The following is a 12,550-nucleotide window of genomic DNA, read 5'->3' as shown; positions in this document are numbered from 1 at the left end:
CGACTTAGAGGCGTCGATTCGACGCGGGGACATTTCCATTTCGCTCCCTGGACGAGGTTGGACCCTATACGCGTCCAACCCTGCCCGAGGACACGCCGAACCCTTCGATCAGCGCTTCCGTTGCCTGCACATCGTTGAATTGCGCCTGAATCTCGACCAGATGCCGGAAATTTTCGTCCGATGGATCCGCGTCGAGCGCTGCCTGCGCCTGTTTCAGTTCTCTATGTAAGGTGCGCGCGCTGCGCTGCAAGTGCAGCGCCTGGTTGAAGGCATCGCGGGCATCCTCGAGCGCGGCGGTCTCCAGCGCCGGCCATTGCCTGGCGCGCTTGATCAGCGCCACCGCGCGCTCCCAAACCTCGCCGCAGCCAGCACGCTCGATCGTCGCGATCACGGCGCCGCGATCATTGGCCATGTCATGCGCCATGGCATCGAGGATGGCGGCATGCAGCCGCCTCAGATCGCTGTTGGCAAGGTCGAGGAATTCGACGTGAGCGAAATTCTCGTCGATCAGCGCCGGATGGTTGATCAGCGCCACGATGATCGTCGCCTCGCGCACCGACATGCCCTCGCCGCGCTTGACCAGCGCCGACTGGCCGAGGCTCTCGGTGATCGCGATGCGGCCGCCGCCACCCTTGGCGAATTGTCCGCCGGGTGCCGCAGCCTTGCCCTGGCCGCGCTCGCCCGGTCGACCGCCATCATGACGGCCCTGCCGCGGGCCGCGCTGCGAGCCGAAGAAGCTCAGCACCCTCTCGCGCATCTCCTGTTGATAGTGATAGCGCAGGCTCTCGTCGCGGATGCGACTGGTCAACTCGCGCAACGTCTTTTCGAGTTCCGCCCGCCGCTCGGGGGTGTCAAAGACGCCGCCCGCCGTCTCGCGCATCCATAAAAGGTCGACCAGCGGCCGCGCGTCGGCGAGCACGGCGCGGAAAGCGTCCGGCCCCTCGGCCTTGACCAGATCGTCGGGATCCTTTCCTTCCGGCAGCAGCGCAAAGCGCGCCGAGCGACCAGGTTGGACGGCCGGCAGCGCCATATCCGCGGCCCGCCACGCCGCCTTCAGCCCGGCCTTGTCGCCGTCGAAGCAGAGCACCGGCTCCGGCGCCATGCGCCACAGAAGCTCCAGCTGGTTTTCGGTGAGCGCTGTGCCGAGCGGCGCCACGGCGTTCTCGAAGCCGGCCTGCGCCAGCGCGATCACGTCCATATAGCCTTCGACCGCGATGACGGTGCCGCCCTTGGCGAGAGCCTTGCGGGCGCGGGCGAAATTGTAGAGCACGTTGCCCTTGTGGAAGAGCTCGGTGTCCGGCGAGTTCATGTATTTGGCGAGCGCATCGGGCGCCAGCGCCCGGCCGCCGAAGGCAATGATCTTGCCGCGCGAGTCCGGGATCGGGAACATGATGCGGTCGCGGAACCAGTCATAGGAGACCGGAATGTCGTCGCCATGCCGCACCAGCCCACAGGCCTCGATGTCGGCCTTCGGCACGCCCTTGGCGGCAAGATGTTCCTTGAGCGCATTGCGGCTGTCCGGCGCATAACCCAGCCGAAACGACTGCTGTGTCGCCGAGGTCAGACCACGCTCCCTCAGATAGGCGCGGGCCTTTGCGCCTTCCGGCCCCTGCAACCGCTCCTGGAAGAAGGCGGTCGCCATCTCCATGACATCCGTCAGGCTGGCGCGTTCCTTCTCGCGCCGTTCCTCCTGTTCGTCGCGAACCGGCATCGGCACGCCGGCCATGTCGGCGATCTTCTCGACCGCCTCGGGAAAGCTCATGCCGTCGAGCTCGGTCAGGAACTTGAAGTGGTCCCCCGACACCGAGCAGCCGAAGCAATGGTAGCGGCCCTTCTTGTCCTCGCAATGGAAGGACGGGCTCTTCTCGCCATGGAACGGGCAGCAGGCCCAATAGTCGCCGCGCGACGCATTGGTCTTCTTCCTGTCCCACGCGACGCGCTGGCCGATGACCGAGGAAATCGGCACACGGTCGCGGATCTCGTCGAGGAAGGCGGGCGGAAAGCGCATCGGAAACTCTTTTCCCGTCCATATAAGCACGCGTGCCGGTCCGCACGACCCCAAATACGGACGATGCCCGGTTTCCACAGGGCGAAGGAAGGCGGCCGTCGCCGGCCGCCTTCCTTCAAGTCCAGTGCTGGCCGGCTTATTGCACGGCGAAGGCGCCAAAGATGATGCCGAAAGAATGCTGACCAGCACATAGTCGTTGCCGACGCGGATCCACTCCTGCCCGGGGCCTGGACGGCGCAGGCCATAAACGGCCGTAATCGCGGACCGGCTGGTGCCGCTTCCAGCTGGAATACTTCTGGCCGTTGCGCCAATGGCTGCGCTTCACCACGACCTTCTTCTAGACGACGCGCTTCCTCACGTCGATGTGCTTGCCGGGCTGTTGCCAGTCGACCTGGTTGTAGTTCGACTGCGGCGCGATCGGCGCATTGAGCGGCGCGGCCTGGCCCGAGACGGACGTAGCGGCCAGAATCGAGGCGGCGACCGCGGAAAGAACGAGACGATTCATGGCGGTACTCCTTGGTTGTCGATGCGCAAGCGATAGGGTGCCGGCGATGAACCGAAACTGAACAGTAGAATTACAATTATATAATGATTTCCTATATTTATGATATCTAATTCAATAGCATCGTCAGATAGGCGTCTGATGCGCGCGCAAGCGCCGGACGGCATGACGCCATCGGCGCCGGTGGGCGATGCAACCAAATCGCCGTCCATCCATTTCCGACACGCCCCGTCGTGCGCCAGCCGTCGCCAGAGAGCCAAAATCTATTATCCGGCTAAAGTAAATCGGCGTATCCTCGGTTTCTGAAATGTCCATGATTCGCACCCTCTTTTGCCTCGTCGACGGTTCGGCTCGCGCGCCGCGCGCGCCCGTCGGATCGCGAGATCGCGTATGAGCGGTTCCGTCGTCCTTCTGCATCTTGCCGGCGCCGTGGCGCTGATGCTGTTTGCCACCCGCATGGTCAAGACGGGCGTCGAGCGTGCCTATGGCGATGCGCTGCGCCATCGGCTGCGCGCCACCATGCGCAATCCGCTGATGGCGGTTCTCGCCGGTTGCGGCCTGTCGGTCGCACTGCAGAGCTCCACGGCCGTGACCTTGCTGGTCGGCTCCTTCGCCGGCGCCGGCATCGTCTCCGGCATGTCCGGCCAATTGGCGGTGCGCGGCGCCGAGATCGGCTCGGCGCTGGTGGTCAAGCTCCTCACCTTCGACCTCTCCCTGCTGGTGCCGGTGTGCCTGGTCGCCGGCACCGTCATGTTCATGGCCACCGAGCGGCGCGACTGGCGCCAGTTCGGCCGCATCCTGGTCGGTATCGGTCTCTTGCTTCTGTCGCTGGAGATGATCGGCCAGGCGTCGGAGCCGTTGCGCCAGAGCACGCTGATGCCGATGATCGTCAACTATTTCTCCGGCGATTTCGTCACCGCCTACCTGCTCGCCGCGCTGGTCACCTGGCTGTTCCATTCCTCGATCGCGGCGGTGCTGCTGCTGGTGACGCTGGCTGGCCGTGGCTTCATCCCTCCCGAGCTCGGCATCGTGCTGGTGCTCGGCGTCAATCTCGGCTCCTCGATCATCGCGCCACTGCTCACTCGCAACGCCGAGCCCGGCGTGCGCGTCGTGCCGATCGGCAATCTGCTGATGCGCGGCATGGGCTCGCTGCTCATGCTGATCCTGTTCATGACGCTGAAGCCGCCTGTCGGCTTCCTTGGCGCCAGCGTGCCTGACCAGATCGTCAACGCCCACATCCTGTTCAATGTGATCGTCCTGCTCGCCGGCCTGCCGCTCGCCAGCCTCGTCTACCGCGCCTCGGAGAAGATCGTGGCGCTCGGCGCCAAGCCGGAGCAGGCTTCGGCGCTCGACATCGTCGAACTGTCGGCGCTCAACGAAAGCGCGCTTGATACGCCGAGCCAGGCGCTGGCCAACGCCACCCGCGAGGTGGTGCGGGTCTGCGAGACCGTCGAGATCATGCTGAAGCGCATCATCGAGCTCTATGAGAGCGCCGACGGCGACAAGATCAAGGCGCTGGCCGCGCTCGACGATCGCGTCGACAAGAAGCACGCGGCGATAAAGCTCTATCTGGCCAAGGTTACCAAAAACCCGCTCAGCGAGGACGAAGCGCTGCGCTGCCAGGAATTGATCGGCGCCTGCGTCAAGCTGGAGCAGGTCGGCGACATCATCGTGCGCAACATGCTGGTGCATGTCAGGAAGAAGCTAGAACGCGGGCTGGAGTTCACGCCCGAAGGCTGGCGCGAGCTCAGCGCCTTCCATGCCTCGGTGCTCGCCAATGCGCGCCTTGCCTTCAACGTACTGGTCTCGCGCGACCCCGAGGCCGCCCGCCAGCTGGTGCTGGAAAAGGACCGGCTGCGCGACCGCGAGAAGGAAACCAGCGCCAGCCATTTCGTGCGGCTGCGCGACGGCACCGCCAAGAGCGTCGAGACCAGCTCCATCCATCTCGACACCATCCGCGACCTGAAGCAGATCAACTCGCTGCTCGCCTCCATGGCCTATCCGGTGCTGGAGGAGCGCGGTCTGCTCGGCGGTTCGAGGTTGAAGGCCAGCTAGGGGCTGGGCCATACCGGGTGCGGCGACATCACCTCGGTCCCACGAGAATTTGCCTTTGCTCATCCTCTCGTCGTTCGGCTAAGGATCGTGTGAGGTCTACTGGGAGGATGATCGGCGATGGACACCCATTCACGCAGCTTCGCCAAGGCGCTTTCCTGGCGCGCCACCGGCACCATCGACACGATGATCATTTCACTGGTGGTAACGGGCAGCGTCAAGCTGGCCGCCGCCATCGGCGCCACCGAGGTCGTCACCAAGTCATTGCTCTACTATCTCCATGAACGGGCATGGCTGAAAATCCCTTACGGCAGGAAGACGGCCTTCCTGGCCCCATCGGCAGCTGACCGACTGGATTGGCCCACTCAAGAAAAGCTAAAGCGGCATCGACATTTTCTGCATTGCCGGCGGCGCTTATCCGTGGTTTGAGGCCTGCTCATCCGGGATCGCTTGCCGCGCTATGCTGCCTCTCATTGCCCTGTTCATCGCCGCCTTTGCCTTCGGCACCACGGAGTTCGTCATTGCCGGCGTGCTGCCGCAGGTCGCCGATGGCCTTGGTGTCTCCATTCCCAGCGCCGGCTACCTCGTCTCCGGCTATGCCTGCGGCATCGCCATAGGCGGTCCGCTGCTGGCGCTCGCCACCAAAGGGATCTCGCGCAAGGCTCTGCTCATTGGCCTGGCAGTAGCTTTCACCATCGGCCAGGCGGCTTGCGCGCTGGCGCCAGATTTCACCTCGATGCTGCTTTTGCGCATTGCGGTGGCTGTGGCGCACGGCGCCTATTTCGGCGTCGCCATGGTGGTTGCCGTCGGCCTCGTGCCGGAAGACAAGCGCGGCATGGCGGTGGCGGTCATCCTGTCCGGCCTCACCGTTTCCAACGTCATCGGCGTGCCGGCCGGAACCGCGATCGGCAATCTCTGGGGCTGGCGCGCCACCTTCTGGGTGATGGGCGGGCTGGGCGTAGCGGCAATTGCCGCCATGCTTGCTTTGTTGCCGCGCACGGCGGGGTCGTCGAACAGCCCCGCCAGCCTGTCGCACGAGGTCCGCGTTTTGGGACGTCAGCAGGTCTGGACCTCGCTGATCCTGATGCTCATGCTGATGATCGGCCAGTTCGGCCTGTTCACCTACATCACCCCGACCTTGCTCGAAGTCACCGGCCTCGATGAGAGCCTGGTGCCCTGGGTGCTGCTGCTCAATGGCGTCGGCGCGACCATCGGCGTCTTCCTCGGCGGCAAGCTCGCCGACTGGAAGCTGATGCCGTCGCTGATCACCATGCTGTTCCTGCAGGCGCTGATGCTTGGCGTCATCTATGCCGTCAGCCCCTACCCCGTGCCGATGGTCGTTGCCATCGTCATCTGGGGCGGCCTCAACTTTGCCATCGGCGCGCCGATCCAGACCCGCATCCTGGCCTGGACGGCGGACGCCTCCAACCTCGCCTCCTCGCTCATCCCGTCAGGCTTTAATGTCGGCATCGCGCTCGCTGCGTCGCTGGGTGCGGCCATGCTCAATGCCGGCTATGGCTATCGCAGCCTGCCGGTGGTCGGCGCGCTGGCCATGCTGGTCGCGGTCGTCGTGGCGGTCGCATCGCAGGTCTGGGAAGGACGCAGCCGCGTGGCGCCGCCGCTGCCGGCGGCGGCTGAGTAGCGACGCCGTTGTCGCGAGCCGCTGCGCGCCAGGAAGCCCGGCAAAACAACGCGTTGCGACACCGCCCTGAATCAATTCTTCAGACCGGCAGGATTACAAGTCGATGCGGAAGCGCAGGCTCTCGGCGCCGCCATAGGCGGCATCCTCGAAGAAGCGGCCGACGAGCTTGCCGCCATTAGCCAGGATCACCTTGTGCGAGGTCGGATTGCCGGGCTTGGCGGTAATCTCGACGAAGGGCAGGCCGACCGCCCTCGCCTCGCCGAGCATCAGCCGCAGCGCCTCCGTCGCATAGCCGCGCCCGCGCTTCCACGGCACCACCGCATAGCCGATATGGCCAAGCACATGAGACGGCAGCGCCGCCGTGCCGGGTTGCCAGCGGAAGCCGATCGAGCCGGCGGCCTCGCCGTCCCAGATCCAGCGCCGGAAGCCGGGCAGTCGCGGCACCGTTGTGCCGTCCGGCAAGGTGATCGGCGGCCCCCTGCCCTCGGGATCGTCGAGGCTGGCGAGGAAGGCGGCCGGGTCTTCCTCTATTGCCGCAAGCTGTTCGCGGGTCGCTTCCTCAAGCCGCACATTGTCCGGCGACCAGCCGCGCTCCAGCGCCGCCTTGTAGGACGGCAGATGTTCGAGCGCTGGTTTGACGATTTCAACCATGATGTATTCCGGCTTTGGGGTGGGCAGCTAAACTAGAAGTGTTTCGCAGATTGGCGCGAGGCCTTTTATGATTGGCTCGTGGTGATTCACCGCTGAGACACTGCGTTGATGGGGGAACTATGCGATTGAGATATGTCCCGCTGGGTGTCGCTATCCTCGGCCTCCTGGCCACTGTCGTCGCCGTGACGGTATCGGCGCGATCCTTCGCCGCCCTGCAACCGTCCAACATTCCGGCCTGGCTGCACGCCCATGTTGGCGAGGGCGATGGTCAGATCGCAGCGGTCGTCCTGGAGCGGGCGCGCGCGCTTTACCTGAAAAAAGTGGCCGCCGGCGCCGTCAAGAACCCCTGCTACTTCGCCATGGATGCGACGCGTCCCGGCGATCTCGGCAATGGCGTGCTGGGGCGCCGCTACTACATCATCTGCGAAGCCAGCCAGTCGTTTCGCGCGATCTCGTCGGGCCACGGCGGCGGCCGCAACCTGAAAGGCAACGTCAATTTCTCAAACGGCAGGCGATGCGCCAAGAACTTCGGCAATGCGATGGATTCGGAATTGACCGCCGGTGGCGCCTATATGACCCGCGAGGCGAAAACCTCATTCAAGGGCTTCTATCGCACCGGCGCAAAACAGGACACCGCTTTCCTGCGCACCTTCATCCAGTTCGATGGCGAAGGCGAAGCCGCCAATGCCAGGCAGCGTGTTATTGGCGGCCACGCGGCCCAGGTGCTGCGCGGCATGTGCCTGCGCAAAAACCCGAACAGTTCTTACGCCGACCATGAAGGCATGGTGCCGTTCGGCAAGCTGGTGGACTATGCCGGCGGCCGCAGCAATGGCTGCACCAGCTGGTCGGCGGCCGATGCCACGCAGCTCATCGCGATGGTCAAGGGCAACCCGACGACGCTCTACATCTATCCGGAATCGCGCGACATCGCCGCCGCGGCGAGCGGCCATTCCGCTTCGAGCTCCTACTGGAACGCATCCTGTCTGAAGGAGATCGGCACGCCGAAATTCTGGCCGAGGACGACCCTCGAGCCGATCATTGCCCAGTACAAGAAGGACCATCCGGCACCGCCGCCACAGGCGCTGCCAATCTGCAAGGGCTCATGAGCCCGCCGCACCCATGAAGTGGGCAAGCGCAGATTACTGCAGCAGTCCTTTTACGATCGCGCTTGCCTTGGCGAAGTCCATCTGGCCGGCGTACTTCTGCTTGAGCACGCCGATCACCTTGCCCATGTCCTTCTGGCTGGCGGCGCCCATCGCCGCGATCGCCGCGCGTGCCGCGGCGGTAACGGCCGCATCGTCGAGCTGCGTCGGCAGGAAGCCGCGGATGATCTCCATCTCGCCACGCTCCTGCGCAGCGAGCTCCGGCCGCTTGCCGTCCTCGAAAGCCTTGGCCGATTCCTCGCGCTGCTTCACCATCTTGGCCAGGATCTGCAGGATCTCTTCTTCGCTCGCGGCCGGCTTGCCGGCGCCGCGATTGGCGATGTCACGGTCGTGGATGGCGGCCTGGATCAGCCGCAGGGTGGGCAAGCGGTGCTTGTCCTGCGCCTTCATCGCGCTCTTCAGGGATTCGGCGATTTTTTCGCGCATCGTGCTTCTCCTTCGAACGCGGCGGACAATAGCTTTGCCGAACCCGTAAGGCAAATCCCAGCAAGCCCCTGATATTGCTTGACGAAACAGATTCAGGCCGGTTTGCGGCCTCCTCATTGACCACTCTTGCGCCTTCGCCTATGTACTCGGTCCTGCATGAGACAATGAATTGACGCGCGGAAGCCGGAGAAATCGCTGCTTCGCGCCGTTTGCTGCGCGAATGGATCCGAAGCGCGCAGGTTGACAGGAGTGCCGCCATGGCGACGATGACTGCCCCCTGGAATACCGAAAAGCCGACTGCGCTTTTGGTGCTTGCCGACGGTACCGTCATCGAAGGCCGCGGCCTTGGCGCCACCGGATCGGCGGTCGCCGAAGTCTGCTTCAACACCGCGCTTACCGGCTACCAGGAGATCCTCACCGATCCCTCCTATGCTGGCCAGATCGTCACCTTCACCTTCCCGCATATCGGCAATATCGGCACCAATGACGAGGACATCGAGGACCTCAACCCGGTCGCCCGCGCCGGCGCCGTCGGCGCCGTGTTCAAGGCCGATGTCACCAACCCGTCCAACTACCGCGCCGCCGGCCATCTCGACCAGTGGCTGAAGAAGCGCGGCATCGTCGCGCTCACGGGCATAGACACGCGCGCGCTGACCGCGCTTATTCGCGAGAAAGGCATGCCCAACGCCGTCATCGCGCATGCGCCGGACGGCGTCTTCGACCTCGACGATCTGAAGCGGCGCGCCGCCGCCTGGTCGGGATTGATCGGCCTCGACCTCGCCAAGGACGTCACCTCGGGCCAATCCTCCGTCTGGCGCGAGACGCCCTGGGTCTGGAACGAAGGCTTCGGCGAACAGGACAAGCCGTCGCTGCATGTCGTCGCCATTGACTACGGCGTCAAGCGCAACATCCTGCGCCTGCTCGCCGGCCTCGGCGCCAAGGTCACCGTCGTGCCGGCCAAGACCGGCGCGGAGGAAATCCTCGCCATGAAGCCGGACGGCATCTTCCTCTCCAACGGTCCCGGCGATCCGGAAGCCACCGGCGACTACGCGGTGCCTGTGATCCAGGACCTGCTCAAGACCGAAATCCCGGTGTTCGGCATTTGCCTTGGCCACCAGATGCTGGCGCTGGCGCTGGGCGGCAGGACCGCCAAGATGCATCAGGGTCATCACGGCGCCAACCATCCGGTCAAGGACCACACCACCGGCAAGGTCGAGATCGTCTCGATGAACCATGGTTTCGCGGTCGACGCCGACTCGCTGCCGGAAGGCGTGGAGGAGACCCATGTCTCGCTGTTCGACGGCTCGAACTGCGGTATCGCGCTCACCGGCCGTCCGGTGTTCTCGGTCCAGCATCACCCCGAGGCCTCGCCCGGCCCGCAGGATTCGCACTATTTGTTCCGCCGCTTCGTCAACCTCATCCGCGAGAAGCGTGGCGAAGAATTGCTGGCCGAGCGCGCCTAGCGACCCAAGGCGTGTTGAGATTCAGGTCAGGCCGAGTCGAAAATGGCGGTTTCCGAGAACCGGAGCGGAGCGTACTTGAAGTACGTGAGCACCGGAAGCGCAGGAAACCGCTATTTGCAGGCCGGCATCACATGAATACCAACACGCCTCAAGCCGGATCGGTCACGGCCTCCTGCGCGTGCATGCGCTCAACCTCCTTCGGCGTCGGCTTGGCGACTTTCGTGACGAAGACGATCACCGCCAGGGTGAGGAAGACCGCACCCAGCAGATAGGGTGCGCCGCCGAACACGACCGGCGCGCTCGGCCCGGTGAACCACGAGAAGATCCCCGTGTAGAGCAGCGGTGTGATGATCGAGGTGATCGAAAAGATCGACGTCATCGCCCCCTGCAGTTCGCCCTGCGCTGAAGGCGGCACCTTGGCGGCGGCGAGGCTTCTCAGCGGCGGGTCGGCCAGCGCCTCCAGGCAGCCGACAACGATCACCGCATATATCATCCAGCCCTGCGAGGCGAAGGCGTAGCCGAAGGCGCTTAGCGCGGTGAAGGTCAGGCCGATCGCCGCCGTCTTCCACTCGCCGAGCTTCGGGATGACGCGCGGCAGGACGGTGGCCATCACGATCGCCCCGCACATTCCGAAGGCGCCGAGCGAGAAGCCTATCTGTTGCTCGCTCCAGCCATAGCGATAATTGGACACGAACGACCACACCGCCGGGTACATCATGTGTCCGAGCGTCATCAGGAAGAAGACCAGGCCGATCCAGCCGATGCCGTGGTAGTTGCGCATCTGGATGAGCGTGCCGACCGGGTTGGCGCGTTTCCACTCGAAGCGGCGGCGATGCTTGTCGTCGAGCGTCTCCGGCAGCAGGAACAGCGCGATCACGAAGTTCACCAAGGCAAGCCCGGCGGCGAAATAGAAGGGCACGCGCGGACCGAACGTGCCGAGCAGGCCGCCCAGCACCGGCCCGATGACGAAACCGACGCCGAAGGCGATGCCGAGCAGACCGAAATTCTTCGCCCGGTTCTCGTCGGTCGAGATGTCGGCGATGAAGGCCGATGTCGTCGAATAACTGGCGCCCGAGATGCCGGCCAGCACACGCCCGATGAACAGCATCGGATAGGACCAGGCGATGGCGCAGATCAGATTGTCGATCGAAAAGGTGAGCACGGAGGCAAGCAGGACCGGCCGTCGTCCGAACCGGTCGCTCAATCCGCCAATGACCGGCGCGAAGACGAACTGCATCGCCGCATAGGCGAAGAACAGCCAACCGCCTTCGATCGCCGCTTCGCTGACGCCGACGCCGGTCAGTTCCTGCAGATAGGCCGGCAGCACCGGCATGATGATGCCGAAGCCGATGATGTCGAGCAGCAGCGTCGTGAAAACGAGCGCAAGGCCCCGCCTGGCGGTTTTCGGGTCGATCATACTGGTGTCAAGCTCCTCGGCCGCCTTGCAGCAAAGGCGGGTGCACCTTATAGGCGAGCCCGCCGCCAAGAACAATAAGGGAACGACGGCAACTGCCTCATCCTGACATCAGTTGCCGTGGTGGCCGATCCTTGATCGCGCGGAACGAAGCGGATGTCGCCTCAAATTGGGTTGTTGAACGTGTCGCAGTCCGAAAGCTTGCCGCTCTTGTAGCCGCGCGCCAGCCAGGTCTGACGCTGCTGCGAGGTGCCGTGGTTGAAGCTTTCCGGCACGACGTAGCCCTGCATCTTCTTTTGAAGCGTGTCGTCGCCGATCTGCTTGGCGGCATTGAGAGCGCTCTCGATGTCGCCCTGTTCCAAAATGCCCTTCTGCGCGGTGTAATGCGCCCAGACACCGGCGAAGCAGTCGGCCTGCAACTCCACCTGCATCGACATGTGGTTGGCGTCGGCCTCGCTCATCCCCTGCCGCATCTTGTTGAATTTGGGCAGGATGCCGGTGAGATTCTGCACATGGTGGCCGACCTCATGCGCGATCACATAGGCCCGGGCAAATTCGCCGGAAGCGCCGAACTGCTGGTCGAGCTGCTGGAAGAAAGTCATGTCGAGGTAGACCTTGTGGTCGCCAGGACAATAGAACGGTCCGGCCGCAGCCGAGGCGAAGCCGCAGGCCGAGCGGATCTGGCTGCTGAACAGCACCAGCTTCGGATCCTCATAGGTCCGGCCATTGGCCTGGAAGATGCCTTTCCAAGTGTCCTCGGTTTCGGCGAGCACGGTCGAGACGAACTGCTTCATCTCGTCGGAAGCCGGCTCTCCTCCGCCGCCTTCGCTGCCGCTGTCGTCGGTGATCTGGCCGCCACTGTCGCCGCCGCCCAGTATCTGTGAAGGATCGAAGCCGAAATACCATCCGGCCAGCACAACCAGGATGACGATGAAGAGGCTGGAACCGCCGCCGGCGCGCCCACCGATCGGAATGCGGAACTGGCCGGGGCTGCCGCCGCCGAATCCGCCGCCGCCACCGGTGTCGCTGCGCTCGTCCTCGACGTTGTCACTCTGACGACGGCCTCTCCAGAGCATGGCAACTCCTCGCGATGCGAATTTCCAAACGGCCAGGCCGGCATCCTGGTGCCAATCAGACCCAACCAACAATTATCCCAATGGTTGCAGCAAGTCACAGCATTTTTCGCTTGCAACCGGTGCTGGAATGAGCGGCTCGAGCACTATGGCCGA

The 12,550-nt window shown here is 64.3% G+C and carries 10 protein-coding genes and 1 pseudogene; 5 read left to right on the top strand and 6 right to left on the bottom strand.

The genetic code is table 11. From position 1 onward, the window contains the following. Window positions 1-64 precede the first annotated feature (64 nt). Together dnaG and EJ073_RS33025 are read right to left on the bottom strand one after the other, a co-directional pair. A complete protein-coding gene (dnaG, locus tag EJ073_RS29865) occupies window positions 65-2,008 on the bottom strand; it encodes a DNA primase (RefSeq protein ID WP_126058788.1) in 1,944 nt (647 codons plus the stop codon). A 136-nt stretch (window positions 2,009-2,144) separates the two neighbouring features. Then, window positions 2,145-2,513: pseudogene (locus EJ073_RS33025) on the bottom strand (RcnB family protein). 387 nt (window positions 2,514-2,900) lie between these two features. On the opposite strand from EJ073_RS33025, the gene EJ073_RS29855 reads away from it, so the two are divergent. The 3 genes from EJ073_RS29855 (at window position 2,901) to EJ073_RS29845 (ending at window position 6,204) form a co-directional block, all read left to right on the top strand. Beyond that, window positions 2,901-4,565 carry a Na/Pi cotransporter family protein gene (locus EJ073_RS29855; RefSeq protein ID WP_126058787.1) on the top strand — a complete coding sequence of 555 codons (1,665 nt, stop codon included), beginning with the start codon at window positions 2,901-2,903 and terminating at the stop codon, window positions 4,563-4,565. Window positions 4,566-4,682: 117 nt separating this feature from the next. Continuing rightward, window positions 4,683-4,991 (top strand): DUF2061 domain-containing protein, encoded by a 309-nt coding sequence (locus EJ073_RS29850; protein ID WP_245455417.1) that lies wholly within the window; start codon window positions 4,683-4,685, stop codon window positions 4,989-4,991. A gap of 31 nt (window positions 4,992-5,022) precedes the next feature. After that, a complete protein-coding gene (locus tag EJ073_RS29845; RefSeq protein WP_126058786.1) occupies window positions 5,023-6,204 on the top strand; it encodes an MFS transporter in 1,182 nt (393 codons plus the stop codon). A gap of 93 nt (window positions 6,205-6,297) precedes the next feature. On the opposite strand, the gene EJ073_RS29840 is transcribed toward EJ073_RS29845, so the two are convergent. Further along, on the bottom strand, window positions 6,298-6,855 hold the full coding sequence (locus tag EJ073_RS29840) for a GNAT family N-acetyltransferase (protein WP_126058785.1): 558 nt from the start codon (window positions 6,853-6,855) through the stop codon (window positions 6,298-6,300). Between the two features lie 119 nt (window positions 6,856-6,974). Between EJ073_RS29840 and EJ073_RS29835 the strand changes: the two genes are divergently transcribed. Continuing rightward, a complete protein-coding gene (locus tag EJ073_RS29835) occupies window positions 6,975-7,961 on the top strand; it encodes a hypothetical protein (RefSeq protein ID WP_126058784.1) in 987 nt (328 codons plus the stop codon). A 33-nt stretch (window positions 7,962-7,994) separates the two neighbouring features. Here the strand turns inward: EJ073_RS29835 and EJ073_RS29830 are convergent, their stop codons facing one another. After that, complete coding sequence (locus EJ073_RS29830) at window positions 7,995-8,444, bottom strand: GatB/YqeY domain-containing protein (protein WP_126058783.1); 450 nt, start codon at window positions 8,442-8,444, stop codon at window positions 7,995-7,997. Between the two features lie 257 nt (window positions 8,445-8,701). On the opposite strand from EJ073_RS29830, the gene carA reads away from it, so the two are divergent. Then, window positions 8,702-9,907, top strand: coding sequence for a glutamine-hydrolyzing carbamoyl-phosphate synthase small subunit (carA, locus tag EJ073_RS29825; protein ID WP_126058782.1), 1,206 nt, complete (start codon window positions 8,702-8,704; stop codon window positions 9,905-9,907). A 148-nt stretch (window positions 9,908-10,055) separates the two neighbouring features. Here the strand turns inward: carA and EJ073_RS29820 are convergent, their stop codons facing one another. Both EJ073_RS29820 and EJ073_RS29815 read right to left on the bottom strand, forming a co-directional pair. Further along, window positions 10,056-11,324, bottom strand: coding sequence for a TCR/Tet family MFS transporter (locus EJ073_RS29820; protein ID WP_126058781.1), 1,269 nt, complete (start codon window positions 11,322-11,324; stop codon window positions 10,056-10,058). Between the two features lie 161 nt (window positions 11,325-11,485). After that, window positions 11,486-12,397: a neutral zinc metallopeptidase gene (locus EJ073_RS29815; protein ID WP_126058780.1), complete on the bottom strand. Its 912-nt coding sequence runs from the start codon at window positions 12,395-12,397 to the stop codon at window positions 11,486-11,488. Between the last annotated feature and the right edge of the window lie 153 nt (window positions 12,398-12,550).

Origin of the sequence: Mesorhizobium sp. M4B.F.Ca.ET.058.02.1.1 (assembly GCF_003952505.1) — a bacterium.
In the GTDB taxonomy this organism is placed as follows: domain Bacteria; phylum Pseudomonadota; class Alphaproteobacteria; order Rhizobiales; family Rhizobiaceae; genus Mesorhizobium.
Note: the sequence above shows the minus strand (reverse complement) of the source record. Positions and strands in the feature narration are given on the sequence as shown.